This is a genomic window from Pseudomonas sp. UBA1879, from assembly GCF_002338065.1.
Taxonomy (GTDB): Bacteria; Pseudomonadota; Gammaproteobacteria; order Pseudomonadales; family Pseudomonadaceae; genus Aquipseudomonas.
In genome coordinates this window covers 18,813-45,775 of the sequence record NZ_DDHJ01000015.1, presented here as the reverse complement: position 1 = coordinate 45,775, position 26,963 = coordinate 18,813, and the positions used below count along the sequence as shown (strand labels likewise).

At 62.9% G+C, this 26,963-nt stretch carries 25 protein-coding genes; 15 read left to right on the top strand and 10 right to left on the bottom strand.

Features of this window, described 5'->3' with window-relative positions; translation table 11 throughout:
* Window positions 1-3: 3 nt before the first annotated feature.
* Together msrA and B3N48_RS15350 are read left to right on the top strand one after the other, a co-directional pair.
* The gene (gene msrA / locus B3N48_RS15355) at window positions 4-738 is read left to right on the top strand and encodes a peptide-methionine (S)-S-oxide reductase MsrA (protein WP_414704246.1); all 735 of its coding nucleotides are present in this window, start codon (window positions 4-6) and stop codon (window positions 736-738) included.
* Window positions 739-860: 122 nt separating this feature from the next.
* Window positions 861-1,811: a VTT domain-containing protein gene (locus tag B3N48_RS15350; RefSeq protein ID WP_296185111.1), complete on the top strand. Its 951-nt coding sequence runs from the start codon at window positions 861-863 to the stop codon at window positions 1,809-1,811.
* Window position 1,812: 1 nt separating this feature from the next.
* Here B3N48_RS15350 and B3N48_RS15345 read toward each other — a convergent pair whose 3' ends face one another.
* The 5 genes from B3N48_RS15345 to B3N48_RS15325 are packed head-to-tail and all read right to left on the bottom strand — an operon-like array spanning window position 1,813 to window position 6,268.
* Window positions 1,813-2,553 (bottom strand): amino acid ABC transporter ATP-binding protein, encoded by a 741-nt coding sequence (locus B3N48_RS15345; protein ID WP_296185109.1) that lies wholly within the window; start codon window positions 2,551-2,553, stop codon window positions 1,813-1,815.
* Complete coding sequence (argH, locus tag B3N48_RS15340) at window positions 2,550-4,052, bottom strand: argininosuccinate lyase (protein WP_296185108.1); 1,503 nt, start codon at window positions 4,050-4,052, stop codon at window positions 2,550-2,552. Before argH ends, B3N48_RS15345 begins: the two co-directional genes overlap by 4 nt.
* A gap of 11 nt (window positions 4,053-4,063) precedes the next feature.
* Window positions 4,064-4,741: an amino acid ABC transporter permease gene (locus B3N48_RS15335; protein WP_296185107.1), complete on the bottom strand. Its 678-nt coding sequence runs from the start codon at window positions 4,739-4,741 to the stop codon at window positions 4,064-4,066.
* A gap of 6 nt (window positions 4,742-4,747) precedes the next feature.
* The gene (locus B3N48_RS15330; RefSeq protein ID WP_296185106.1) at window positions 4,748-5,410 is read right to left on the bottom strand and encodes an amino acid ABC transporter permease; all 663 of its coding nucleotides are present in this window, start codon (window positions 5,408-5,410) and stop codon (window positions 4,748-4,750) included.
* 12 nt (window positions 5,411-5,422) lie between these two features.
* On the bottom strand, window positions 5,423-6,268 hold the full coding sequence (locus B3N48_RS15325; protein WP_296185105.1) for a transporter substrate-binding domain-containing protein: 846 nt from the start codon (window positions 6,266-6,268) through the stop codon (window positions 5,423-5,425).
* Between the two features lie 220 nt (window positions 6,269-6,488).
* On the opposite strand from B3N48_RS15325, the gene B3N48_RS15320 reads away from it, so the two are divergent.
* A complete protein-coding gene (locus tag B3N48_RS15320; RefSeq protein ID WP_296185104.1) occupies window positions 6,489-7,394 on the top strand; it encodes a LysR substrate-binding domain-containing protein in 906 nt (301 codons plus the stop codon).
* Window positions 7,395-7,605: 211 nt separating this feature from the next.
* On the opposite strand, the gene hemB is transcribed toward B3N48_RS15320, so the two are convergent.
* Window positions 7,606-8,580 carry a porphobilinogen synthase gene (gene hemB / locus B3N48_RS15315; RefSeq protein WP_296185103.1) on the bottom strand — a complete coding sequence of 325 codons (975 nt, stop codon included), beginning with the start codon at window positions 8,578-8,580 and terminating at the stop codon, window positions 7,606-7,608.
* Between the two features lie 235 nt (window positions 8,581-8,815).
* On the opposite strand from hemB, the gene B3N48_RS15310 reads away from it, so the two are divergent.
* On the top strand, window positions 8,816-10,072 hold the full coding sequence (locus B3N48_RS15310; RefSeq protein ID WP_296185101.1) for an MFS transporter: 1,257 nt from the start codon (window positions 8,816-8,818) through the stop codon (window positions 10,070-10,072).
* A 9-nt stretch (window positions 10,073-10,081) separates the two neighbouring features.
* Here the strand turns inward: B3N48_RS15310 and B3N48_RS15305 are convergent, their stop codons facing one another.
* On the bottom strand, window positions 10,082-10,612 hold the full coding sequence (locus B3N48_RS15305) for a GNAT family N-acetyltransferase (protein ID WP_296185100.1): 531 nt from the start codon (window positions 10,610-10,612) through the stop codon (window positions 10,082-10,084).
* Between the two features lie 111 nt (window positions 10,613-10,723).
* Between B3N48_RS15305 and B3N48_RS15300 the strand changes: the two genes are divergently transcribed.
* Window positions 10,724-11,662 (top strand): class I SAM-dependent methyltransferase, encoded by a 939-nt coding sequence (locus B3N48_RS15300; protein WP_296185098.1) that lies wholly within the window; start codon window positions 10,724-10,726, stop codon window positions 11,660-11,662.
* A 184-nt stretch (window positions 11,663-11,846) separates the two neighbouring features.
* Here B3N48_RS15300 and B3N48_RS15295 read toward each other — a convergent pair whose 3' ends face one another.
* Window positions 11,847-13,466, bottom strand: a complete 1,620-nt coding sequence (locus B3N48_RS15295) for a methyl-accepting chemotaxis protein (protein ID WP_296185094.1) — start codon at window positions 13,464-13,466, stop codon at window positions 11,847-11,849.
* A gap of 742 nt (window positions 13,467-14,208) precedes the next feature.
* Complete coding sequence (locus tag B3N48_RS15290; RefSeq protein ID WP_296185091.1) at window positions 14,209-15,048, bottom strand: IclR family transcriptional regulator; 840 nt, start codon at window positions 15,046-15,048, stop codon at window positions 14,209-14,211.
* Window positions 15,049-15,307: 259 nt separating this feature from the next.
* On the opposite strand from B3N48_RS15290, the gene B3N48_RS15285 reads away from it, so the two are divergent.
* From B3N48_RS15285 to moaA, 10 genes are all read left to right on the top strand, one after another.
* Entirely contained in the window at window positions 15,308-16,336 is a 1,029-nt protein-coding gene (locus B3N48_RS15285; protein WP_296185089.1) for an ABC transporter ATP-binding protein, read from the top strand.
* Window positions 16,333-17,199 carry an ABC transporter permease gene (locus tag B3N48_RS15280; RefSeq protein ID WP_296185087.1) on the top strand — a complete coding sequence of 289 codons (867 nt, stop codon included), beginning with the start codon at window positions 16,333-16,335 and terminating at the stop codon, window positions 17,197-17,199. The genes B3N48_RS15285 and B3N48_RS15280 overlap by 4 nt, the downstream gene beginning before the upstream one ends.
* A 4-nt stretch (window positions 17,200-17,203) precedes the next feature.
* A complete protein-coding gene (locus B3N48_RS15275; RefSeq protein ID WP_296185086.1) occupies window positions 17,204-17,998 on the top strand; it encodes an ABC transporter permease in 795 nt (264 codons plus the stop codon).
* A 40-nt stretch (window positions 17,999-18,038) separates the two neighbouring features.
* Entirely contained in the window at window positions 18,039-18,329 is a 291-nt protein-coding gene (locus B3N48_RS15270; protein ID WP_296185084.1) for a (2Fe-2S)-binding protein, read from the top strand.
* Window positions 18,326-19,687, top strand: a complete 1,362-nt coding sequence (locus tag B3N48_RS15265; RefSeq protein WP_296185081.1) for an NAD(P)/FAD-dependent oxidoreductase — start codon at window positions 18,326-18,328, stop codon at window positions 19,685-19,687. The genes B3N48_RS15270 and B3N48_RS15265 overlap by 4 nt, the downstream gene beginning before the upstream one ends.
* Window positions 19,684-20,880, top strand: a complete 1,197-nt coding sequence (locus tag B3N48_RS15260) for an NAD(P)/FAD-dependent oxidoreductase (RefSeq protein ID WP_296185077.1) — start codon at window positions 19,684-19,686, stop codon at window positions 20,878-20,880. Before B3N48_RS15265 ends, B3N48_RS15260 begins: the two co-directional genes overlap by 4 nt.
* A 5-nt stretch (window positions 20,881-20,885) precedes the next feature.
* On the top strand, window positions 20,886-21,938 hold the full coding sequence (locus B3N48_RS15255) for an ABC transporter substrate-binding protein (RefSeq protein ID WP_296186143.1): 1,053 nt from the start codon (window positions 20,886-20,888) through the stop codon (window positions 21,936-21,938).
* A 153-nt stretch (window positions 21,939-22,091) separates the two neighbouring features.
* Window positions 22,092-23,441, top strand: coding sequence for a cation:proton antiporter (locus tag B3N48_RS15250; RefSeq protein WP_296185076.1), 1,350 nt, complete (start codon window positions 22,092-22,094; stop codon window positions 23,439-23,441).
* 262 nt (window positions 23,442-23,703) lie between these two features.
* Complete coding sequence (locus B3N48_RS15245) at window positions 23,704-24,528, top strand: formate/nitrite transporter family protein (RefSeq protein WP_296185074.1); 825 nt, start codon at window positions 23,704-23,706, stop codon at window positions 24,526-24,528.
* Between the two features lie 76 nt (window positions 24,529-24,604).
* Complete coding sequence (gene moaA, locus B3N48_RS15240) at window positions 24,605-25,603, top strand: GTP 3',8-cyclase MoaA (RefSeq protein WP_296185071.1); 999 nt, start codon at window positions 24,605-24,607, stop codon at window positions 25,601-25,603.
* Here moaA and B3N48_RS15235 read toward each other — a convergent pair.
* Window positions 25,600-26,886: a nitrate regulatory protein gene (locus B3N48_RS15235; protein ID WP_296185069.1), complete on the bottom strand. Its 1,287-nt coding sequence runs from the start codon at window positions 26,884-26,886 to the stop codon at window positions 25,600-25,602. The two genes, moaA and B3N48_RS15235, sit on opposite strands and share 4 nt — an antisense overlap.
* Window positions 26,887-26,963 lie beyond the last annotated feature (77 nt).

The following is a 26,963-nucleotide window of genomic DNA, read 5'->3' as shown; positions in this document are numbered from 1 at the left end:
GACATGAAAAGATTCAACGTTCCTACCTTCCGCGCCGCGCTGCCTCAAGGGCGCCGCATGGGCCTGCGCCTCTTGCTCGGCGCCGCCCTGCTGCAAACCGCGGCCTGTTCGCTCGCGGCCGAAGACGCCGTCAGCCTCGCACCGCCCCTAAAAGATGAAGCCGTGAAAACCGCTGGCACCGAAACCGCCGTGTTTGCGGGGGGCTGCTTCTGGGGCGTTCAAGGCGTGTTCCAACACGTGCAAGGGGTGAAAAAGGTCGTGTCCGGCTATGCCGGCGGCAAGGCCGATACCGCGCAGTATGAACGGGTGAGCGAAGGCGACACCGGACATGCCGAGTCGGTGGAAGTCACCTTCGACCCGGCGCAGGTCAGCTACGGCACCCTGTTGCAGATTTTCTTCTCGGTGGCCCACAACCCCACTGAACTCAACCGCCAGGGCCCGGACCATGGCACCCAGTACCGCTCGGCGATCTTTGCGGAAACCCCCGAACAGCAAGCCGTTGCCCAGGCTTATATCGCGCAACTGGACGCCGCGAAATCCTTCAACGCGCCGATCGTGACGAAAATCGAAACCTACAACGGCTTCTACCCGGCGGAGGATTATCACCAGAACTTCCTCACCACCCACCCGACCTACCCGTACATCGTCATCAACGATTTGCCCAAGGCCGGGCAGCTCAAGCAACTGTTCGCCGACCGTTACAGCGAACAGCCGGTGCTGCTCAAAACAACGCAGTGACATCCGGCGAACGGCAGCGCACGCCGTGCATTCAGCGTTGACAGACAGGGGCGTTCAGGCCACGTTACTGACGCCCTTTTTTTCGAGCGCTGCCGTTGCGCGCTCGCCGACCCGAGCCACCTATGAACGAACTCCAGCAATTGAATGAAAGCCACGGCCTGCTGCTGGTGTTCGTTAACGTCTTGCTGGAGCAGATCGGCCTCCCCGTCCCCGCCTACCCCACCCTGATTGTCACCGGCGCGCTGGCCATGCAAAGCAAGCCGTTGCTGGGGGCCGGGGTGCTGCTGGCGATGCTGGCGTGTCTGATCGCCGATACCCTGTGGTACTTCGCAGGCAAGCGTTATGGTGGCGTGCTGCTCAAATCCATCTGCAAGATTTCCCTGTCTCAAGACACCTGCATCCGTCAGGGCCTGAACGTCTATGACCGGGTCGGTCCGCGGGCGATGCTGCTGTCCAAGTTCCTGCCCGGCGCGGGCGCGCTGGTGACGACGGTCGCCGGCATGAACGCCACGCCGTTTGCGCTGTTCATGCGTTATTCGCTGGCAGGGTCGTTCATTTGGGCAGGGTCGGCGCTGTTGCTGGGGATGCTGTTCACCGACGCCATCATCCCGTTGCTGGGGTGGCTGACCGGTTATCTGCCGTTGGCGGTCGGCGCCGTGGTGCTGGCGCTCGCGCTGTTCATCGGCTGGAAATACTGGAAGCGCCGTCGCCTGATCAAGCGCACCTCGCACGTGCCGCGCATCACCGTGCCCCAGCTACTGGCCCTACGCGATACCGACAACGCGCCGGTGATCATCGACGTTCGCCCGACTTTTCACACAGCAGTGGTCGAAGGCATTCCGGGCGCGCTGTCGATCAGCCTCGAAGAACCGCTCGCGCCGTGGGTCGAGCAACTGGGCGACGTCGACATGGTGCTTTATTGCGCCTGCCCCAATGAGCTGTCGGCGGCCTTGCTGGCGGAAAAACTGCGCGCAGCGGGGCTGACCCGAGGCAAGGCTTTGGTCGGCGGGCTCGACGCCTGGCGTGAGGCGCACCCTGACCAGGCTGCACCCGGGGAAACCGCCGCTGCCTGAATCAGTGCAACACGCTTTGCAAAAACTGCCGGGTCCGGGGGTGTTCCGGCGCTGAAAAGATCTGCGCGGGAGGGCCCATCTCGACGATCTTGCCGCCGTCGAAGAACACCACCCGGTCTGCCACTTCCCGAGCGAAACCCATTTCATGGGTGACGACGATCATGGTCATGCCCTCTGCCGCCAGGCCCTTCATCACACTCAACACTTCACCCACGGTTTCAGGGTCGAGCGCCGACGTCGGCTCATCGAACAGCAACAAGCGCGGTTTCATCGCCAGCGCACGCACAATCGCCACGCGCTGCTGCTGGCCGCCAGAGAGCTCGCTGGGGTAGCCGTCGGCCTTGTGCTTGAGGCCCACGCGGTCCAGCAGCGCCAGTGCATTGGCCTGGGCATCGGCTTTGCTGACGCCTTTGACCTTCACCGGCGCCAGGATCATGTTGGCCATCACCGTCATTTGCGGGAACAAGGTGTAGTCCTGAAACACCATGCCGATGTCTTCACGCAATCGCGCCATGGCCTTGCGATCGTCGGCCTTCACCGACTCGCCACCGCCCACCACCACGCTGCCCGCCGAGGGTGCTTCCAGGCTGTTGAGGCAGCGGATGAAGGTCGATTTGCCCGACCCACTGGGACCGATGATCACCACCACCTCCCCTTGGGCAACGTCGAGGTCGACACCCTTGACCACTTCCACCGATCCAAAATGTTTATGCAGTCCACGAACTGTCAGCATGCTGTTCATAGGCCGGCCTGCGCGCGGGTGGCCGCCTGAAGGTGTTCCTGAGCCGCCGAAAGGCGATCGCGCCGGGCCTGATTGGCTTGGCGCTCCTGCTGCAGCCGCGCATTGGCGCGGGCCAGGCTCGGGCGTAATGAGGACAGCGCCGGCCCGCCCGCGGAATCGCGGGACTGCACGTTAGCGGTGGGATCCAGGCACTCGCGCACCTTGTCTGCGGGCAGATTCAGGGCATGCCCCAGTTGCTCCATCGCACAGAGGTCGACCATGCCAGTGTCGATTCGATGGGCAGGCAGCCCGGCGTCCATGGCCCTGCGCACAGCGGCGCCGACGATGTGATGGGCCTCGCGGAACGACAGATCGGCCTCGCGCACGATCAGATCGGCCAGGCCGGTGGCGGTAGAGAAATCGTCCCCGGCGCGTTTCACCGCCAGTTCGACATTCGGCGTGGCGGTGCGCAGCACCAGTTCCAGCAGCTTCAGACAGCGCACGCTCTCTTCCGCTGCCTCCCAGAACCCGCGCGTGCCTTCGCGGTTGGCGTCGCCGGTGTGTGAGAAATTGCTGCCTTTGACCGTGACGCTGGCGCCCATCAGCAACCCGATGATGTGGCCGCTGCGACCCTTGAGGTATTCCAGTACGGTGGGGTTTTTCTTCTGCGGCATGATGCTGGACGTGGCCGCGACGCTGTCGGGGAAGTCGATCAAGCTGAACTCATGGGTGCTCCAGACGAAGTAATCCTGCGCCACCCGGCTCCAGAACACCGACAGCAGGCTCAGGTGCGAGAGGCTTTCGAGGATGAAATCCCGCGAGCCCACGGCATCCAGCGCGTTGTCTACAAAGCCGTCGAAGCCCAGCAGCTCGGCGGTCCGCGCACGGTCGATATCGAACGGTGTACCGGCAAACGCCGCGGCGCCCAGCGGGCTTTGATTCATCGAGGCGAGCGTCTGCGTGAGGCGCTGGCAATCCCGCGCCAGGGCCTGCTCCACCGCCGACAGATAATAGCCATAGGTGATGGGCTGCGCCGGTTGCAGGTGGGTGTAGCCGGGCATCACCACTTCAGCGAACACCTCGGCGTTGTTCAGCGCCGTCTGACGGGTCTGGATCAGCGCGTCAATCAGTGTCATCAGCACCTCGCGGCAACGCAGGCGATCGAGGGTCGCGAGGATGTCATTGCGGCTGCGGCCAGTGTGCAGGCGTCCGCCGACGTCGGTGCCGATCTGCTCGATCAGGTGCGCTTCGTAGTTGAAATAGGCGTCCTCACGGGAAGGGTCGAGGGTGACCACGCCCGGACCGGCTGCCTCCATATCCAGCACGCCCTTGGCCAGGGCGGTCGCGTGTTCGCTTCGGATCAGGCCCTGCTCGGCGAGCATCACGATGTGCGCCTTGTTGACATTGCCCAGGTTGAGGAAGCCATCGGCGAACCCCTCCAGACGAGGTCGGTAGATGTACTCGTTGACCTCGGGGGCGGTGGCCTCTTTCAAGCGACGACTGACTTTGGATTCTTGCATGATCACATCCCTTAACGAGTGGCGCGCATCGCCGGGCGACCCAGGCGACGTTCGAGATAACGGCTGAGCCAGCTCAGCAATGAACAGATGACGAAGTACACCAGCAGCACCGCGCCGTAGACCGCGAAGGCCGGGCTGACGCCGGTCATGACCGTGGAGCGCTCGACGATGATCTGCCCGACTTTGAGAAATTCGCTGACGCCCACCAAAGCCCCCAGCGACGTGGCCTGCACCAGCATGGTCAGCAACCCGGTGTAAGCCGGCAAAATGGCCTTCATCGACTGCGGCGCGATCACGTGCAGGTAGATCTGCCAGGGGCGCAGGCCCAGGGTCCAGGCACTTTTCCACTGGTGGCGGTTCACCGACTCCAGCCCGCCGCGGACGATTTCGATGCCATTGGCGCTGCCCCATAACGTCAGCCCGGTGACCACGGCCGCGAACGGGCTCAGGTCCAGGCCGAACATCGGCGCGCCGAAGAAGATGAAAAACACGTTGACGATCAGCGGAATCGACCGGAACAGCTCGACATAACCGTGAATCGTCCACCACAACACCCGGTTCTTCAGCGTGGCGAGCACGCCGAACACCGTCGAAATGATCGTGGTGAACAGCAGGATCACCAGCGCCAGGCGCACGGTCATCCACAAGCCCTTGAGCACGAAGCCCCAGTTTTCGATCAGAAAGTTCATGGGGCCTCAGTGCCGGAAAGGCCGTTGCAGGTGAGCGGACAAGCGCCCCGTCAGCAAGGACAGGATCGCCACCAGGATCAGGTACATCACGCAAATCGCACTGAACATCTCGATCGCGCGGAAATCCGTGGCGATGCGGTCCACCGCCACAAATGTCAGCTCAGCCAGACCGATGGCTTGCAGATACGAGGAGTTCTTCAGCAGCGAAATGGCGGTGTTGAGCACGGCTGGCAGACTGGTGCGAAAAGCGATCGGCAAGGCCACCAGATAAAAGTACTGGTGGGGCTTGAGGCTCAGGGCCATGCTTGCTTCGCGCATCTTGTGCTCCACCGTGGCCAGCCCGCCGCGCATGTTTTCCACCTGATAGGCGCCTGCCCAGAGCGACAGGCAGACCACGCCGGACCAGAACAGCGACAGCTCCAGACCGATGGCTGGCAGGCCGTAGAAGATGAAAAACAACTGCACCAGAATCGGTGTGTTGCGGATCAGTTCGACGTACAGCACAACCACGTGCGACAGCAGTGGGATACGAAACGAGCGTATCGCGCCGCCGACGATGCCGATGGCCAGCGAGCAGGCGATGGCCAGCAGCGACACCCGCAGCGTCATCAACACGCCGTCGAGCAGGGCTGGCCATTGCGCCACCAGGTAATTGAGATCGAAATCCATGACCGCGTCCGTTCAGAGTTTTTCTTCAGGCTTGGCCTGTTCGAACACGCTCAGGTAGTAGCTCTGGATGTTCTCCGGGACGTATTGCAGGACCCAGCCGCGGAACAGTTTGTCCTCGTGCATTTTGGCCACCGCAGCACTCAGGTAATCGCGGAAGGCTTCGTCGTTTTTGCGCACGCCAATGGCCGCGTCGGAGATCTGGAACGGTTCGTTGATCAACCGGGCGTCACCGTCGTTCGCCGCGACCACCACCAGGGTGGCAGCGTCGTGGGTGTAGGCATCGGCGCGGCCTTGGCGAAAGGTCTGCAAGGCGTCGGCAGCACTGTTCATGCGCAAGGTCTTGACCTCGGGCATGTGGTCCTCGAACCACTTGGCCTGCACCGAGCCCTTCAGCGTCGCAAGGGTCTTGCCGTTGAGGTCTTTGATCGACTTGATCGGGCTGTCTTTCTTCACCACTACGTCACTGGCGCCCCAGCGATAGGGCGTGGTGAAGTCGATCACACGCTGACGCTCGGGGGTGACGCCCAGGGTCGCAATGAGGAAATCAACCTTGCGTCCCAACAGGTGCGGCACACGGTTTTCCGCGGTGACGCAGGTGAAGGTGACTTTGTCTTTGGAGCCCAGCGCCCACAGGGCAATCTGTTTGGACATCTCGACTTCGACGCCGGCGAATTCGCCGTTGTTGTTCTGGAAACCATAGGGCGGCTGGTCGCAACGAACGCCAGCGCGCAATTGCCCGGCGGCTTTGATCTCATCGGGCACAGGGGGCAACTCTGCGGCGTGGACCTGCGCCAGACCCGCCAGGGAGACCCATGAGAAAGCCACGGTGCGAGCGAAAGATTTCAACGAAAACGACATGTTGCCTCCTGGTGTTTGACCCGCGCAGCGACGAGCGAAGACGTCACCACGCAACGATTTCAAGGGCAGAGGATGCAGCGAGAAGTGCAGCGCGTGATTGCGCCAAGGCATCGCGTTCGTCTGCGCGAACAGTCGATGTCGGATACCGTTATAAAGCCTCTGGCCCATGCCAACAAATGACAATACAGTAGTGGCTCATACCGAATTGATATGGCCTGCCATGAACTTCAAACAAGTCGAAGCGTTCCGTGCAGTCATGTTGAGCGGCTCGATGACCGCCGCCGCCGAGTCGCTGCACACCTCGCAACCCAATATCAGCCGCCTGATCGCACAGCTCGAACGCGCCAGCGGGTTCAAATTGTTCGAACGTATCGGCGGCCGTTTGCTGCCCACCGATGAAGGCGCGGCGCTGTTCGGCGATGTCGAACGCGCGTTCATCGGGTTGCAGAGTCTGGAGAAATCGGCGCAAAACATTCGCCAGGGCGGCACCGGACAACTGCGTATCGCGGCCGTGCCGTCGCTGTCGCTGACGTTATTGCCGCGGGTCATTCAGCGTTTTCGGGAGGAGAATCCGGAGGCAGCGATCTCGATACACACCAACGACTCGCCGATGGTCGCGCATTGGGCAGCGTCCCAGTTCTGTCACGTGGGCCTGGCGTCTTACGTCGGTGATGACATGCCAGGCGTGCGCACCCGCAGGATTTGCGACGTGCCCGGGGTCTGTGTGTTCCCCACAGGGCACCGCCTCGCCGCGCTCGACGCGGTGAAACCGGAGGACCTGCATGGCGAGGAATTCATTTCGCTGTCAATGAACGATGGCTCCCGGACCCGGGTAGACCGCGCGTTCGCGGGGGAGAAAGAACACCGCAAGCTGAAACTGGAGACGCCCTACGCCGCCACGGTCTGCTCGCTGGTGGCATTGGGCTTGGGCGTGAGCATCGTCAGCCCGATGGTCGCGCGCGAATACCTGCACATGGGCATCGAAACCCGGCCTTTCGCGCCGCAAATCAGATTTTCCACCTACCTGCTGCTGCCCGAAGATCGTCCCCAGAGCCTGTTGAGTCAACGCTTCAGCGTGTTGATCGAGGAAATGCTCACGGAGGCCAGCAAGGCGTGGCAGGTGTAAAAATCGACGCTGACACGTCTCGCGGAATGGGCAGCACTGACATACCCCTTGGAGTGATCAGGGCTGACATAACTCCTTGAATGATCAGGGCTGACAGCCCCTGTGGGAGTGAGCTTGCTCACGAATGCGCACGTCCGGCTTGAGACAATCGTTCAGGTGCACCGACGTCTTCGTGAACCAGCTCACGCCCACAATTCATGCACGTGCGCCGTCAGATCCCTTGCAGCGCCAGGTCCATCGCGAAATAGGTGAAGATCAGGTCCGCGCCCGCACGCTTGATCGAACCGAGGGTTTCGCGCACGACGCGGGCTTCATCAATGGCTCCAGCCTGGGCGCCGAACTTGATCATCGCGTACTCGCCGCTGACCTGATACGCCGCCAATGGCAGGTTGGACGCCTCGCGGATGTCGCGGATGATGTCCAGGTACGCGCCTGCGGGTTTGACCATCAGCGCATCGGCGCCTTCGGCTTCGTCCAGCAGCGATTCACGCAGTGCTTCGCGACGGTTCATCGGGTTCATCTGGTAGGTCTTGCGATCACCTTTCAGCGCTGAGCCGCCGGCCTCGCGGAACGGGCCGTAGAGCGACGAGGCGAATTTGGTGGAATAGGCCATGATCGGCGTATTCGTGAAACCGGCAGCATCCAGCGCAGCGCGGATGGCACGAACCTGACCGTCCATCGCCGCCGACGGGGCAATCACGTCAGCGCCAGCGCGCGCAGCCATCACCGCCTGCTTGCCCAGGTTTTCGATGGTGGCGTCGTTATCGACGTGGCCGTCGTGCATCACGCCACAGTGGCCATGGTCGGTGTATTCGCAGAAGCAGGTGTCGGACATGACGATCATGTCCGGCACAGCGTCTTTGATGGTGCGCGAGATGCGCGAGACCAGACCGTTTTCCTGCCAGGTGTCGCTACCGCTGGCGTCCAGATGGTGGGAGACGCCGAACGTCATCACCGACTTGATCCCGGCGCGGGCATAGCGCTCGACTTCCTGTGCCAGCTTCGACTCGGGAATGCGGCTGACGCCCGGCATGCTGTTGATGGGCACGAAGTCGTCGACCTCTTCCTCGACGAAGATCGGCAACACCAGATCGTTCAACGTGAGTTCGGTTTCCTGAAACAGCGTACGAAAGTTGCCGTTGCTGCGCAGGCGACGTGGACGGGCGGCGGGAAACAGACTGGACATGGCAGTTCCTGATCGAAAAGTGACTACACGACGACACGAACAGCGCGGGTCGTCATTAATGGCGCGCAGCTTATGCCTGCCTCGCGCCGGATTCAAATATCGGGGCGATAAAGACAATTGTCGTCCGCGCAAAAGTCGGGCGCCCGGCGTCGAACGAATTCAGCGCTCGACAGGTCATTAATCGTGAGCAGCCTGCGCCCCTCTTGGCTGCGCGACCCATTTGGCGAGGCCAGCCTTGAACACTCCTTCCGAACACCGTAACAACCGCTCGCTGGATGGTCTGAATTTCTTTCTCGCCGACGTGCGCGACGGCTTGGGGCCATACCTGGCAATCTATCTGCTGGCGGTGCACAAATGGGACCCGGCCAGCATCGGCCTGGTCATGACACTTGCCGGTATAGCCGCTTTGGTCACCCAGACGCCAGCGGGTGCGCTGATTGACCGCACCCGCAGCAAACGCATGGTGGTGGTCATTGCCGCGCTGCTGGTGACCGCCAGTTGCGTGGTCCTGCCGTTCATCCACGACTTCACTTGGGTCGCGATCACCCAGGGCTTGGGGGCCATCGCGGGCTCGGTGTTCGCCCCGGCCATCGCCGCCATTTCCCTTGGCATCACCGGCCCCAAAGCCTTCACCCGGCGGACGGGCCGTAATGAAACCTGGAACCACGCCGGTAACGCTTGCGCCGCGTTGCTGGCCGGTGGGCTGTCGTGGGCGTTCGGGCCGATTGCGGTGTTTTACCTGATGGCGTTCATGGCGCTGGCGAGCATCGTCGCGGTCAGTTTCGTCGACGGCTCGGCGATCGATCATGACGTCGCCCGAGGGTTCGATGCGCGACAGGAGAACGGCCAGGATCAACCCAGTGGCGTGTCCGTGCTGTTGCACAACCGGCCTCTGCTGGTCTTCGCCATCTGCTGTGGCTTGTTTCACCTGGCGAACGCGGCCATGTTGCCGCTGGTCAGCCAAAAGCTGTCACAGATCGACATCAACCTCGCCACACCACTGACCTCCGCCTGCATCGTCGCCGCGCAACTGGTCATGGTCCCGGTCGCCTGGCTGGTGGGCGCCAAGGCCGACAGCTGGGGACGCAAGCCGCTGTTGTTGGCGGGGTTCATCTTCCTGCCATTGCGCGGCGTGCTGTATGTGCTGTCGGACAACCCGTATTGGCTGGTGAGCGTGCAGTTACTCGACGGCATCGGCGCCGGGGCGTTCGGCGCGTTGATGCCGCTGGTGGTCAAGGACCTGACCCATGGCACCGGCCGGTTCAACGTCAGCCTGGGGGCGATTTCCACAGTGTTCGGGCTCGGTGCAGCGCTGAGCAATGGCCTGGCCGGGCTGGTGATCCGCGAAGCGGGCTACGACGCCGCGTTCCTCACCCTGGCGGCGATTGCGGCGGTGGCCTTCGTGCTGCTGTGGGTCGCCGTGCCGGAGACCGGCCGCCGACACGGCGAGTCGGCAGACGTCAAACCCATCGCCGCCAGCAGCGTGCCGTAGCGCTGGGGTTCACACCGGCAGGCTGTGCCCCGCCTCGCCCAGCTCGCGCTGCATGATCACGGTGTCGAGCCAGCGGCCATGCTTGAAGCCCACGGATTCGAACACCCCCACTGTGCGAAAGCCGAGGCGTTCGTGCAGGCGCACCGAGGCGAGGTTTTCGCTGTTGCCGATGATCGCCACCATCTGCCGCCGACCATCGTCCGTGCACCGCTGAATCACCGTCTCCAGTAGCTGCTGGCCAATGCCCAACCCGGCCATGCCCTCGCGTACGTAGACCGAGTCTTCCACAGTGAAGCGGTACGCCGGACGAGGCCGATACAGCGTCGCGTAGGCATAACCCACGATCTCGCCGTTTGCCTCGGCGACGACGTACGGCAAGCCGTTGGCACGAATGTCGGCCCGACGCTGCAGCATCTGAACGAGGGTCGGCGGCTCCAGCTCGAAACTGGCCGTGCCGTGGATGACATGGTGGGCATAGATCCGTTGCACGGCGGGCATGTCGTGATCAAGGGCGTCGCGCAGCGTCAGGGGTGGGGTCATGGTGGTCTTCTTCACAAAGGCGATGTTCGAGGGCCCACAGGATAATCATTCACGGTGCGGAATTGGGTTTAGAATGCCGACCTTTCTCACTGCCGACCCTCTGCCCTTCGAATGAACGCCGACGCACTGAACACCCTCCACGCGCACCTGCTCGCCGCCCTCGCCCCTGCCCCCGCTGAAACCCGGCGCCTGTTCCATGGCCGCGGACGGCGCTGGCCGGGCCTTGAGCAACTGACGGTGGACTGGATGCAGGGCGTGGTGTTGGTGTCGTTGTTCAAGGAACCGGCCGTTGACGACCTCGATGCGCTGAAACGCGTGCTGACGGCTCTGACGCAGACGCCGGCCTGGCAGGCGAGTCAGGCCCATACGTTGCTCCTGCAACATCGCTACCTGCCGGACAGCCACACTGAAACCCTGCTCGGCGAGATACCGGACGAGTGGACGCTGACCGAGGGAGGCCTGCGGTACCGCGTGGATTTCGGCAAAAAGCAAAACACCGGGTTGTTCCTCGACATGCGCCATGGCCGCGACTGGGTGCGGGCCAATGCCTCAGGCAAGCGTGTGCTGAACCTGTTCGCCTATACCTGCGGCTTTTCGGTGGCCGCTATCGAGGGTGGCGCGGCATCCGTGGTCAATCTGGACATGTCACGGGCGGCATTGAGCCGGGGCCGTGACAACCATCGCCTGAACGGCCACGACCTGAGCCGCGTCAGCTTCCTCGGCCACGAGCTGTTCAAATCCTGGGGCAAGGTGAAAAGCGGCGGGCCGTACGATCTGGTGATCATCGACCCGCCGTCGTTTCAGAAAGGCAGCTTTCTGCTGACCAAGGATTACCAGCGCGTGCTGCGCAAACTGCCCGAGCTGTTGACGCCGAACGGCACCGTGCTGGCCTGCATGAACGATCCGGCGCTGGGGGCGGATTTCCTGATCGAAGGGGTGACGCAGGAAGCGCCGGGCCTGCGCTTCGAACAGCGACTGGACAACCCGCCCGAATTCGCCGACATCGACCCTGACGGCGGCCTTAAAGCCCTCGTATTCCGCCAGGCCTGACGCAGTCCCTTTGTAGGAGTGAGCTTGCTCGCGATTGCGTTCTTCTATCCAAAGACTTGTCGCCGGTCGGAACGCGATCGCGAGCAAGCTCACTCCTACATGTTCACATCGTTGACAACCGTAAGCCACCCGCAACGGCGCGCACGCCCTCTTGCCGCTTGAGGCTTGAAACTCGCCGCTGCTGCTAGGCGCTCAAGCGTGAAATGACGTCGTTCAACCCCACCGACAATTCATGCAGATCCTGGCTCGCCGTCTGGGTGCGCTGGACATTGCTTTGGTTGGTGGTGGCAATCGCGGTGATTTCCGTGAGGTTGCGCGAAATGTCCTCGGCCACGGAAGTCTGTTCTTCTGCTGCGGTGGCGATCTGGCGGTTCATGTCGCGAATCGCTTCCACTGCCGTGGTAATGCGAGCCAGCGAAGAACCGGCCAGTGCGACCTGATCCACACTCTCCTGACTGCGCGCCTGGCCACTCTCGATGGCCTGCGCGGCATCGATGGCACCGGTCTGCACCGAGCTGATGATCTGGTTGATTTCCGCGGTCGATGCCGCTGTGCGCTGGGCCAACGTGCGCACTTCATCGGCGACCACGGCAAAACCCCGTCCGGCATCCCCGGCGCGCGCCGCTTCGATGGCAGCGTTCAGGGCCAGCAGGTTGGTCTGCTCGGCGATGCCGCGAATGACTTCCAACACCTTGCCGATGCGCCCGCTGTCGCTTTCCAGACGCCGAATCACGTCGGCGGTGTTGCTGATCTCCGTGCGCATCTGGGTGATGGCGGTGATCGTCGCGCTCATCACCTTGCCGCCGTCCTGAGAGCTGCGATCGGCTTCATCCGCCGCGTGAGCCGCCTGCGCTGCGTGGCGCGCGACTTCCTGCGCGGTGGCCGACATTTCAGTCATCGCCGTCGCCACCTGATCGGTGCGCTCGAATTGCTCGTGGGTGCCCTGGGCCATCAGGGTCGCGATAGCCTTCAGCTCGCCGCCCGCGCTGTCCAGATCAGTGGTGCTGCGCTTCAACCGCGTGAAGGTGTCCGCAAGGAAATCGCGCAGGGTGTTCGCCGCCACGGCCAGTCGTCCGAGCTCATCCTGACGGGTCACGCTCACCCGGTCGCTAAAACGCCCCTGACTCAGTTGCGCAACGTATTCGATCAACAGGCTGATCGGGCCAACGATGTTGCGATTGACCATCCACAGCGTCAGCAGCCCCACCAACAGCGCCGAGGCCAGCATGACCAGGGTGCCGATGAGGATGGTCTGGTCGGCTGTATGGGTGATCGCCTTTGACTGTTCGTCACTGACGTGGCGCAGGTTGACCACCAGTTCACTCATCTGATCGCTGGTGGCGCGGTCGACGCCTTTGACCGCCTGATCGCCCGTCACCGGATCGCCGCCTGCTGCCACGAAGGCATCGCGGCCCTTGCGATAGGCCACGCCCAACGCACGGTGTTCGTCACGCAGTTTTTCGACCTGGGCTTTGTTCGCTGCGTCCAGCCCGGCCATCCCACTCAACCGACCGAGGGTGTCCTGCACCTGACGCTCCTGCTCCTCGAACTGTCCCCAGAACTTGTCACGATCGGCCGGCTGTTTGCCTCGCAGCAATACGTTTTTCCACTCCTGAACCTGAATCTTGAACTGAAGGTTAGCCTGATCGACAAGCTGTGAAGCCTGCAGCGGCCCGTCCAAAAGGCCGCGATAGGCGTGGACGTTGCTGGAAAGGAACTGAAAACAGGCCAGTGCGATCAGCAGCACCAAGACCAGGCTGCCACCCAGCAGCGCCAGAATCTGCAATCTCAGGGATTTGGACATACGCGAAATCTCATCAGGGGAAACTGCGGTTTTCGGAATGACCCGAAAAAATGCGTGCTTGCCACATCCCTGTGCCACCGTGTCGAAAATGGAGGGCTTACACAGGCTGATTCGACCCGCCGCAGCGCTTCTTTAAACCCCCGACCACGCGCCCGACGAGCGGTCAAAAAGCGTCAATGCCGTGGCGAAAAAGCAGGTCAATAAACCGGCGACAAGTGAGCTAAACATCTGAGTGAGCGCGTGTTTTTGGATCCTCATCCAGGTCGATCCGCGGATGCCGGCTGGCCGCCAATCTGCAGGAGCCGCCGGAGGGACGACGGCCGCGATGGCGGTGGGTCAGCTGGAGGTGAGCTGTCTGATCCACCGCTTCGCGGCCGTCGTACCTCCGGCTGCTCCTACGGGTTATGTGCTGAGGTTCGGGATCGGTGATTGGCTTTCAATCGCCAAATATGCGTCGACCTGATAACCCGCAACCAACACAAATCTGTAGGAGCAGCCGGAGGCACGACGGCCGCGATGGCGGTGGGTCAGCTAGGTGGTGAGCTGTCTGATCCACCGCTTCGCGGCCGTCGTGCCTCCGGCAGCTCCTACAGGGTTAGGCGTTGAGCTCGAAAGACGTAATTGGCCCGGAATCGCCAAACATGCGTCGACCCGATAACCCGCAGCCAACACAAAACCCGTAGGAGCCGCCGGAGGCACGACGGCCGCGATGGCGGCATCGCTGACTCAACGCCTGATGACCTCACGACGCCCGCTGCCCAAACACCTGCGATGGCCTGCGCAGTACGGGGTCGAACGGGTTGATGCGTTGGCCGATGGCCGCGGCCTCGCGTTTAAGCATGTCCACCACAGTGGGCATGCGCTCGGCATTGAGGCGGTCGCTGATGGTCGCCACGCTCAGCGCAGCCACGGCCCGGCCTTCGCGGTCGAGGATCGGCACCGCCAGACCGGCCATGCCTTCCAGCACCCCGGTGTTGCGCGAGGCGTAGCCCAAGCGTCGGACGTTGTCGATTTCCGAGCGCAGCATGACTTCGTCGTACAGGTGAAAATCCCGCAATCGCGGCAGGTTGTAACGGATCACCGTGTCGCGCTCGTCTTCCGGCAGGAACGCCAGAATGGCCAGACTGCCCTGCCCCACCCCCAATGCCACGCGGCCGCCGATATCCCCGGTGAAGGTCCGGATCGGGTAAGGCCCTTCGCTGCGGTCCAGGCACACCGCATCGAAACCGCTGCGCGCCAGCAGGAACAGCGAATCCCCCAGCGATGCCGACAACCGCAACAGGCTCGGCCGCACCACGTCTCGCAAGTTGCCGGTCTGCCCCGCTCTTGCCGCCAAGGTGAAGAATTCCAGGCTCAAACGATAGCGCTTGCTGCGCGCGTCCTGCTCGACCATGCCTTCGTCGATCAGGCTGCGCAGCAAACGGTGGGTGGTCGGCTGCGACAAACCGACCCGCTGGGCCAGTTGCGTCACGCGCTCGCCGCCTTCAGGGCATTCCCCCAGGCAACGCAACACCGCGAACAGCCGCGAGACCGCACCCACGCCCGATTCTTTCAAGTCATTATTCCGATCAGTGGAATCCAATTTCGACTATTTCCTGTTGTTATTCATTCAGCGGATAAACTCGAAAATACTACTCGCTCAATGAAATTCTTCGTTGAGCGCATCCTAGTCTTCGGCTTAGGCTCAGTCCACCAGGGCGATTTGAATAACACCGGCAGCCGACCCCGATCGAGCGCCAGCGTCCATTGAGCATGCCGACCCATCGGCACGCCGCCTCTCTTCGCATCTGCCCATAAAAAACGCATGCCCCCCGGCGTGCACCAAAAGGTGGACCGCAGCCATGGCTTTCCTTCAACTCCAGGCACTCTGCAAACGTTACGGCGCCGTCGATGCAGTGGTCGCCACCGACCTGTCGGTGGAAAAAGGCGAATTCGTGTCCCTGCTCGGCCCGTCCGGCTGCGGCAAGACCACCACCCTGCAAATGATCGCCGGGTTCGTCGATGTCACCTCGGGCACGATCCTTCTCGACGGTCGCGACATCACCCACGCCAAACCCGCGAGCCGGGGCCTGGGCGTGGTGTTCCAGTCCTACGCGCTGTTTCCGCACATGACGGTGCGCGACAATGTCGCCTTCGGTTTGAAGATGCGCAAAGTCGCCGCCGACGACCTTCAACGACGCGTGTCCCGCGTGCTGGAACTGGTGCGCCTGAATCAGCATGCCGAGCGCTATCCCCGCGAACTCTCCGGCGGCCAGCGTCAGCGCGTGGCGCTGGCCCGGGCGCTGGTGATCGAACCGCCGGTGCTGCTGCTCGACGAACCCCTGTCCAACCTCGACGCCAATCTGCGCGAAGAGATGCAGTTCGAGATTCGGCGCATTCAGCGGGAAGTCGGGATTACCACGTTGATGGTCACTCACGACCAGGCCGAAGCGCTGTCGATCAGCGATCGCGTGGTGGTCATGCAGGCCGGGCGCATCACCCAGATCGACGAGCCCTACAGACTTTACGAACACCCGCGCACCCGCTTCATATCGGGGTTCGTAGGCAAAGCCAACCTGCTGCGCGGTGAGCGCGACCCCAGCGGCGCGGCCCAGGTGCGACAGACCCAAGGCGACGGCGAACTGACCCTCAGCCTGCGTCCGGAAAAAATCGACCTGGTCAGCGCCGGTGAGGGCCGCCTGCAAGGACGAATCGTCACCCGTTACTTCCTCGGCAGCCAGTGGCTGTATCGCATCGACACGCCGATCGGCGAGCTGACCGTCGTGCGCCGCAACAACGGCGACGCCCCGATGAATGAAGGCACGGCAGTGGGCCTGGACTGGCCCGCCGAATTGCTGCGCGTGCTGGACGCGGACGAGGTGTCGGCATGAGTGCGGTCCTGCGCGACACCGGTCGCGGTTACTTGCTCTCGGCCCCGGCACTGGTGCTGTTCGGCGGTCTGCTGGTGCTGCCGTTGCTGTTGACACTGGTGTTGTCGTTCAACGTGTTCGACTACACGGTCGGCGTCAAAAGCGGCAGCTGGACGTTCGCGCAGTACCTGAATCTGGTAACCGATTCGTACTTCTACGAAATCTTCTTTCGCACGTTCTGGATCAGCGCACTGGTGACCCTGCTGTGCGTGGTGATCGGGGTGCCCGAGGCGTACATCCTCAGCCGCATGGGCACGCCGTGGCGTTCGATCTTCCTGATCCTGATCCTCACGCCGCTGTTGATTTCAGTGGTGGTGCGCGCCTTCGGCTGGAGCCTGTTGCTGGGGGCCGACGGGTTGGTGAATCAGGCGATCCAGGCCTTGGGCGGACGCCCGATCAAGATGCTCTACACCCCGTTTGCCGTGGTGTTGGCGTTGGTCCACGTGATGCTGCCGTTCATGATCATTCCGGTGTGGACCTCGCTGCAAAAGCTCGACCGCTCTGCCGAACAGGCTGCGCTGTCGCTGGGTGCGAGTCAGGCCACGGTCATGCGTCTGGTGGTGCTGCCGCAGGTGATGCCGGGCGTGCTGTCCGGCACCTTGATTGTGTTCGGACTGTCCGCCAGTTCGTTCGCCATTCCCGGTCTGCTGGGAGGCCGACGCCTGAAGATGGTCGCCACCACGGTCTACGACCAATACCTCTCGGAACTCAACTGGCCCATGGGCGCCGCGATTGCCGTCGCGCTGCTGTTGATCAACCTGCTGGTGATGCTGTCCTGGAACCGGCTGGTGGAAGGCCGCTATAAAAAATCCCTGGGGGAATGATCCGATGTCCAAGAATGGTCCTCTGGCCCTGTCCTTTCATGCCCTGATCGTGGTGTTCATGCTGGCGCCGCTGGCGGTGGTGTGTCTGGTGGCGTTCACGCCGGAAAACACGTTGAGCCTGCCGTGGCATGGGCTTTCCCTGCGCTGGTTCAAGGCCGTGTTTGAGCGCGCCGATTTCATTCAGGCGTTCTATAACAGCCTGATCCTCGCCGTGGTCGCCGCCACCCTGGCGACGCTGATCGCGGTGCCCGCCGCGCTGGCGATCACACGCTACCGGTTCCCGGGTCGCAACTTCCTCAACGGGCTGTTCTTGTCGCCGATCATCATTCCGCACCTGGTACTGGGGGTGGCGATGCTGCGCCTGTTCGCGCTGATGGGAGTCAACGGCAGTTTCGTGTGGCTGATGTTCGCCCACGTGGTGGTGATCACCCCTTACGTGTTGCGGCTGGTGATCGCGGCGGCCATCGGTGTCGACCGCAGCGCCGAGCAGGCCGCCGAATCCCTCGGCGCCAGCCGCTTCACGCTGTTTCGCCAGATCACCCTGCCGATGATCCTGCCCGGGGTCGCGGGCGGTTGGCTGCTGGCGTTCATCAACAGCTTCGATGAAGTGACACTGTCGATCTTCGTGACCTCGCCTTCGACCCAGACTTTGCCGGTGCGCATGTACGTGTACGCCACCGAATCCATCGACCCGATGATGGCCGCCGTATCAGCGCTGGTGATCGCCCTGACCGCCGCCACCATGATCATTCTCGACCGGGTGTATGGCCTGGACCGCGTACTGGTGGGCCGTCACTGATGTTCATCTCAACTCCTTCACGCCTCACAGAGAACGCGCCATGGCTTTGCTGAAACGACTGGCCGAACACGACCGCGAGGTTCTGCGCTTCACCCTCGACGGACAGCCCGCCAGCGGCCTGGCGGGCGACACCCTGCTGACGGCGGTGCTGACCTCCTCGGAGCATCTGCGCGGCAGCGATTTCAGCGCCGAGCCCCGCGCCGGCTTCTGCCTGATGGGGGCGTGCCAGGATTGCTGGGTGAAGCTCGGCGACGGGGGCCGGGTGCGCGCCTGCGCGACGCTGCTGGAAGCCGGACTGAGCATCAGCCGCGACCCGGGGCGCAGCCTATGAAGCAGACTGATTTCGTCATCGTCGGCGCGGGCCCTGCCGGCATTCGCGCCGCGCAGACACTCGTAGCTTACGGACTGCAACCTTGCCTGATCGATGAAAGCCTGCGCGGGGGCGGCCAGATCTACCGTCGCCAGCCGGACAACTTCAAGCGCTCGGCAAAGGCGCTGTATGGCTTCGAGGCGTCCAAGGCCCAAGCTGTGCATTCGACGCTGGATCGCCTTCAGGCTGACATTGATTACCGCCCGGAAACCCTGGTATGGAACGCGGAATCGCACACCCTGGACACCCTGTTCAACGGCGTGGCGGCGCAGGTGCGGTACAAGCACCTGATCGTCGCCACTGGCGCCACGGACCGGATTCTGCCCGTTCCCGGCTGGACGCTGCCCGGTGTCTACAGCCTCGGCGCCGCCCAGATCGCGCTGAAATTCCAGGGCTGCGCCATCGGCGAGCGTGTGGTGTTCGCCGGCAGCGGACCGTTGCTGTATCTGGTGGCCTATCAATACGCCAAGGCCGGGGCGAAGGTGCTGGCGGTGCTGGACAGCTCGCCGCTGTCGGCCCAGACCCGCGCCCTGCCCGCGTTGCTCGGTCAACCGGCGACCCTGGCCAAAGGCGTGTATTACCGGGGCTGGCTCACCGCGCACGGGATCCCGGTGCATCAGGGCGTTGAACTGGACAGCATTCAAGGACAACAGCGGGTCAGCAGCGCGCGGTGGCGAGACGGCCAGCAGCTCAAGCAGCTGGACTGCGACGCCGTCGCGTTCGCTCATGCCCTGCGCAGCGAGACGCAACTGGCCGACCTGTTGGGGTGCGACTTCAGTTGGAGCCCGCTCAACCGCGCGTGGTTGCCTACTCGCGATGCTCAGGGTCGCAGCAGTGTCGAGGGTGTGTATCTGGCCGGGGACGGCGTCGGCATCATGGGCGCCGACGCGGCAGAAATGGCCGGAGAACTCGCGGCCTTGACGCTGCTGAGCGACACCGGGCATCAGGTTGATCCGAATCGCAGCGGCGAGCTGCAACGCAAACTTGACGGCATTCAACGCTTCCGTCACGGCCTGGAAACGGCGTTTCCTTTCCCTGAACACTGGGCTGCCACCGCGCCAGACGAAATGACCGTCTGCCGCTGCGAGGAAATCAGCGCGGGGGACATTCGCCAGACCGTCGCCGAGGGGCACTGGGAGATTAACCGGGTCAAGGCCATGTGCCGCGTCGGCATGGGACGCTGTCAAGGCCGCATGTGCGGGCTGGCGGCGACCGAACTCGTCGCGCACGCCTCAGGTCGCGACATCGCCAGCGTTGGCCGGTTGCGCGGTCAGGCACCGATCAAGCCGCTGCCCTTTGGCGTGGAGATTGAGCCATGAGCCTGCCTGTCGAAATGGATGCCGTGGTCGTCGGCGGCGGCATCGTCGGTGCCTCCGCCGCCCTGTTTCTGGCCAGAGAGGGCAAACGCGTGGCGCTGCTGGAGCGGGATTTTTTCGGCTCGCATTCCAGCGGCGTCAACTACGGCGGTGTGCGGCGACAGGGTCGGCCGCTGTCGCAATTGCCGTTGTCGCAACGGGCCCACGGCATCTGGAGCGACCTGAAAAGCCTCATCGGTATCGACGGCGAATACCTGCGTTCTGGTCACCTGAAACTCGCCCGCAGCGATCAGGACATGGCGGCGCTGGTGGCCTACGAACAGGCGTCCCGAGGCTTTGGGCTGAATCTGCAATTGCTCGACCGTGCGCAATTACGGGCCCGCTTTCCCTGGGCGGGGGATGTCGCGGTTGGCGCTTCGTTGTGCGCCGACGACGGCCACGCCAATCCAAGACTGGTCTCCCCCGCCTTCGCCTTTGCCGCCCGCCGCGCCGGGGCCCAGGTGCTCGAACAGGCGCAGGTCACGGGGGTCAGCCACGACGGTCAGGCCTTCTCGGTGCACACTGCCCACGGTCAAGCGTTTCGTGCGCCGTGGCTGCTGAACTGCGCCGGGGCCTGGGCCGCTGCACTGGCCGAGCAGTTTGGCGAGCCAGTCCCCATGCGCTCGGGGCATCCGGCGATGCTGGTCACCGAGCCGTTGCCGATGTTCATGGACGTCAGCACCGGCGTCGAAGGCGGCGGAATCTATGCCCGCCAAGTCGCACGGGGCAATTGCGTGCTGGGCGGCGGACAGGGCTTCCCCCTCGACCCGACCAAGGCGCGGCCCGGTCAGGCGGCGATCCTCGACATTTTGCGCAACGCAGCCGAACTGTACCCGCCACTGGCCGGCGCCCAAGCGATCCGCACCTGGAGCGGCACCGAAGGCTACTTGCCCGACCGGGAACCGGTGCTCGGCGCCAGTTCAACGCAACCGGGCCTGCTGCACGGCTTCGGTTTTGCCGGGTCCGGTTTCCAGATCGGTCCTGCCGCAGGGGAAGCACTGGCGCAGATGGTCTGTCTCGGCGCGTCCGGCATTGCCCTCGACGCGTTTTCGATCCGCCGCTTTCAACCCGTTTCACAGCCTGTCCAGCCCGTTACGGCTGCGCCCACACCCGTGGCCAACGTCATCCCTTTGTTCAGAGGAAGCCCACACCCATGAAAACCATGAACAGCATCAAACATTTTGCCCTCACTGGACTGTCTTGCCTCCCTCTGGCCGCGCTGTTGGCGTCGGGCACTGCACAGGCGGAAACCACGCTTTACCTCGGCATGAACGGCGGGACCATGGAGCGGTTGTACGCCGATCAGGTGTTGCCGGCGTTCGAGAAGGCCAACAATGTCAAAGTGGTGATCGTGCCGGGCACCTCGTCGGACATTCTCGCCAAGGTCCAGGCGAGCAAGGACAACCCGCAGATGCACGTGATGTTCCTCGATGACGGCATTATGTACCGGGCCATTTCCATGGGCCTGTGCGGCAAGCTGAAGCCCAGCGCGACCCTGGCGGACATTCCGGACAAGGGCAAGATCAAGGACGAAGCGGTGGCCGTGAGCCTTGGCGTCACGGGGCTGGCGTACAACACCAAGCTGTTCCAGGAGAACGGTTGGAGCGCGCCGACCTCGTGGGGCGACATGGCTGACAAGCGCTACAAGGACAAACTGGTGTTTCAGTCGCTGGCGTCTTCGACCTTCGGCCTGCACGGTTTTCTGATGTTCAACCGTTTGCAGGGCGGCGACGAGACCAACGTCGAGCCGGGCTTCAAAGCCTGGCCAAAAACCGTCGGGCCGAACGTGCTGGAATACATCGCCAGCTCGGCGAAGATCTCCGAGATGGTGCAGACCGGCGAAGCGGCGCTGTTCCCGTTGACCCCAACGCAAGTGACGGCGCTCAAGCTCAAGGGCATTCCGGTCGAGTATGCCCCGCCGAAAGAAGGCGCCGTGGTGCTGAATGTGGCCGAATGCACCATCGCCAACAACGATCAGCCGGAACTGGCGCAAAAGCTGGCCGAGTTCCTGCTGACGCCGGAAGCGCAAGCACCGGCGCTGGAGTTGGGCGATCAGATCCCGTCCAACCCGAAAACCCCGACCAGCGACCGCACCCGAGGCCAGGTCGATGCGATGAACAAATACCTGGAAACGGCGGTGACCATCGATTGGGACAAGGTCAATCTGGTCCGGCCGGAATGGAACGCACGCTGGAGCCGGACCATCGAGCGGTAAGCGCACGCGACATTCCTGAGGAAACGCTGTGACGTGTGGGAGCCGGCTTGCTGGCCCCACAGGTTCTGCGCAGTCCACTCATATTCCTTATAACTATCCCAGACCCACACAGTCACACAGAGAACCCCACCTACTCACGTTTAACGAGGCCGGATGAGTTTTATTCTGTGTATGACCGTGCTGGGTGTCTTGCTGATGCTCCTCGCACTCACGTCTTCTTATTTGCGCTGGCTGCCGGTGACCACCTCGGCGGTGTGTCTCGCCTTCGGCGCCTGCATCGGGCCCTGGGGGCTGGACCTGGTCCAGCTCGACATTCGTGAATCCCGCCACTGGCTGGAACGCCTGACAGAAATCGCCGTGCTGTTCTCGCTGTTCAACACCGGAATCAAGCTGCGGCTGCCGCTGCACCGTTCGGCCTGGCACTCAGCCTACCTGCTCGCAGTGCCCGTGATGCTGGCGACCATCCTCGGCGTATGCCTCGCCGCGCATTACCTGCTTGGGTTGCCGTGGGCCATGTCGCTGCTGCTGGGCGCGATGCTGTCCCCCACCGACCCGGTGCTGGCAGGCCTGGTTCAGGTCAACAACGCCCAAGACTTTGACCGGGTGCGCTTCGGCCTGTCCGGGGAGGCCGGACTCAACGACGGCAGCGCTTTTCCGTTTGTGATCTTCGCCCTGTTGTTTCTCACCCACGGCACCGCGGATTTCACCTGGGTGCAGGGCTGGCTGCTGAAAAACATCGTCTGGGGCGTGCCCGTCGGTCTGCTATTGGGCTATGGGCTGGGACGTGGCGTCGGTCATTTCATGATCTACCTCAGGGTCAAGAACGCCGACAGCACCACATCGCCAAATGACTTTCTTGCCCTGGCGCTGATCGCCATTGCCTACGTGCTGGCCGAAGGTCTGGGGGCTTATGGGTTCCTCTCCGTGTTCGCGGCCGGTCTGGGCTTGCGTCGCGCCGAGGTCCATACCACCCAGTCGGAAGTGCCTTCGGAACACATCGCGCAACCCGTGCTGGGCCACATGGACAGCGACCCACAGGCCGCTACTGTGCCGAATGACGAAGACCTCAGCGATTCGCAACTGGCGGCAGGGGTCATGATGGGCGACATGCTGGCGTTCGGCAGCCTGGTAGAACGGGCCATGGAAGTGCTGATGATCACGCTGCTGGGCGCCGCCATCGCCTTTTATTGGGACTGGCGCGCCGTTGGACTGGGCCTGGCGCTGTTTTGCGTCATTCGCCCGCTGAGCGTCTGGTTAATGATCAGCAAGCGTTTACTGACCCGCCCACAGAAAGCGCTGGTGGGCTGGTTCGGCATTCGCGGCATCGGCACCTTGTATTACCTGTGCTATGCCCTGTCCCACGGTCTGCCGATGGACGACGTGCAATCCACCATCGGCCTGACCCTGTCGGTGGTCGCGCTAAGCATCCTGCTGCACGGCATCAGCATTCAGCCCTTGCTGGAACGCTACGAACGCAGCATGAGCCGTGAAGACAAGACGTGACCCGATAGAGCCTGTCGATGACTTCATCGGAACAAGCGATTGGACGCTCTGGCGTGGGATCGGTAGCGTGCTTATCAATTGAATACGTCTTTATCGACGGTTTTGCCATGCGGCCTGGGGTCGCAGCGTCACTTCACAAGGATGGGTGTCACGTCGGCCGCGACGTGACGCATCGAGACCGGACGCTTGAACACCACCCTGACTATCTGCGTAGCGCGCGAACCCGTAGCGCGCCGCTCGCCTTTGCGTACGAGTCTCCGACATGTCCATCAACACGCCTCAACAAATTGCCGAAATCGCCATCGAAGCCGGCGTTAAAAAGTCGCACCTGCCCACCTTGTCGGTGTTGATATTGGGCTTTCTGGCCGGTGCGTTCATTTCCCTCGGCTTTGTGCTGGACATTCATGTCAGCACCCTGATCCCCGCTCCCTGGGCATCGTTTGGCAACCTGGTGGGCGCTGCAGTTTTTCCGATCGGCTTGATCCTGACGATCCTGGCCGGCGGAGAGCTGCTGACCGGCAACATGATGAGCCTGCCGACCGCGATGTTCGCGGGACGCATCACGGCGGGCGCCGTGGCCCGCAACTGGCTGCTGGTCACCTTCGCCAACCTCCTTGGCGCGCTGTTCGTCGCGTACTTTTTCGGCCACGTGCTGGGGCTTACCGAAGGCCCCTTCCTGGCCAAGACCGTGGCCATCGCCAAGGCCAAAGCCAGCGCCGATTTCAGCCAGGCGTTCATCTCCGGTATCGGCTGCAACTGGCTGGTGTGCCTGGGGGTCTGGCTTTCCTACGCCAGTAAAGACATGGTCGGCAAGGTGGTCGGCATCTGGTTCCCGATCATGGGTTTCGTGGCCATCGGCTTCCAGCACGTGGTCGCCAACATGTTTGTGATCCCTGCAGCCATTTTTGTCGACGCGCTGACATGGGCCGATTTCATCGAAAATTTCGTGCCCGTCTTCCTTGGCAACGCGGTGGGGGGTGCAATTTTTGTCGGGCTGGCGTATTACGTGTCGTATTCCAAGGCGACCCAAGCCTCGGCCCCTGTTTCCCCAGCGAGCCTTGAGCGACCGACGAGCCAAAAAATATAACGATTGCTGCGCGCTGCACTCTTATCAGAAGCTGCGCGCTTCATTCCTGCCACGCCACACGCTGTCGAGAAACGCAATGTCTGATCGAGTTCTACTGGACGGATTTTCACGCAAGGTCGATTACGTTCGCCTGTCGGTGACTGATCGCTGCGACTTTCGCTGCGTGTACTGCATGGCCGAAGACATGACCTTCCTGCCTCGCCAGCAAATTCTGTCCCTCGAGGAAATTCAGCAGATCGCCGAGCGCTTCGTCGCCCTGGGCACGAAAAAGATTCGCTTGACCGGTGGCGAACCTCTGGTGCGCGCCGGGATTGTCAGCCTGTGTAAAAACATTGCTGCCCTCCCTGGCCTGCGCGAGCTGTGCATGACCACCAATGGCTCGCAGCTCGACAAGCTCGCCGCCCCGCTGTTCGATGCCGGCCTCAAGCGCCTCAATGTCAGCCTCGACAGCCTCGACCCTGCCCGGTTCAAGGAGCTGACCCGCACCGGCGACCTGAACAAGGTGATCGCAGGCATCGACGCCGCCAATGCTGCCGGTTTTCGCCACACCAAGCTCAACTGCGTGGTGATGCAAGGGCGCAACGATCACGAGATCAACGACCTGGTGGGCTTCGCCATCGATCGCGGGCTGGACATCACGTTCATCGAGGAGATGCCACTGGGCATCATCAGCGAACACAGCCGCGCCGAGTCCTTCTACTCCAGCGATCACGTGCGCGAACGCATTGCCGAGCGCTACACCTTGATCAACTCCACCGAATCGACCCAAGGCCCGTCGCGCTATTGGCGCCTGGCCGAAGCCCCGGACACCCGCGTCGGCTTCATTTCGCCCCACAGCCACAATTTCTGCGCCACCTGCAACCGCGTGCGCGTGACGGTGGAAGGTCGGCTGTTGCTGTGCCTGGGCAACGAACACTCCGCTGACCTGAAGGCCGTTCTGCGCGCCAAGCCCGGCCAGCCGGAGAAGCTCGAAAAAGCCATCATCGAAGCCATGAAGCTCAAGCCCTACCAGCACAACTTCGAGATCAACGACGATGTGCAAGTGGTGCGATTCATGAACATGACCGGCGGCTAACGCCGGTTCGTGCGCTGCGCCACCCGATCCAGCAATGCCTGCGCCACGTCGACCATGCGCTGCCCGCGGTCCATGGCCGACACACGCAGGCGCTCGTAAGCATCGTTCTCGCTCAGCTGGAACTCGTCCATTAGCCGACGCTTGGCCCGCTCCACCACCTTCCGTTCGTTCAACGCCTTGCGGGCCTCGTCGCGTTCGTCGTGGGCACTGAGTAACCGTTGCGTCTGGGTCTGGAGCATGTCGAGCACCGAACGCCCGACGTGATGCCCCAAGCCATCTGGCGGCGGGCTGTCGAGCTCCACCGCCTGGACGTTGAACAGGACCGCCTGATCCATGCAGCCAGCGGTTTTCAGGCTGACCAGTCGATTGAGCAACGTGCGGTGGTTGTCCAGATCGGCACGGGCCTGTCTGATGCTGACCTGGCAGTGCTGCAACAACACCTCTGCCAATCGGGTTTCCACGGCGCGCATGGCGTCGATGCGCACCGTGGCCAACTCGAACCACATGTCCGAAAGCGTCGAATCGACCCGATCGGTCTCCGACGTCTTCAGCGCGACACCCCGCAATCGTGTGACCTGCGTGGTGGTTTCGCTGGCCTGCTGCGCGCGCCAGGCCTGCACCGCTGCGTCCTCACCAAACTCGACGAACGTCTGAAAACACCGCTCCTGCCCATGGGCCAGATGCTCGATGCGCGCCCGCAGCGTGGCGTCGAAAAAACCCGCGGAGAAACCGGCCACACCCGCTGCCCGCTCCTGCCCGGCAAGTTCCTTGCCTTGCATGAAATTGAACAACGCCACCAACACCCGTGTGATCTGCGGGTCGACCGCCGTGTCGGCGGCTTCGAAGACCACCGCCAGCAGGCCGCCGATCAACCGGGTCAGTGCTGCGGTGGCTTCCACTGCCGTCGCGCGCTGATCACGAATGCGTCGACGCAGCCCGGGCAACTCATCCAGTCCATGCATCACGAAGGCCAGCCGGTTGAACAGCCGCGCCCGATCCGGGGCGGTATTGGCGTCCAGATCGATGCGTTGAAACAACGTCACCACCTGATGCTCCACAGTCCTAGCCTCTGTGCTCAATGCATCAAGTTGGGTCAAGTGCCGCGGGTGCATGCACCCCAGGTACACATTCGAGTAGCCACGTTCGCGCTGGAGCGCATGCACCAGCTGACTGATCGACGTCACCAGCTCACAGGTCTGGGCCAGCCCCTCAAGCCCGGCAAGCTCACTGCGCCGGGCGGCCAGCATGAAACGCAGGGCAGGAGGCATGTGGGTATCGGTCATGAGTCGAGACTTTGAGGAGGACGATGCACAGGGGCATGCAAGACCGGGGCCTTCGACGTCAGGCCGATTGCCGTTTG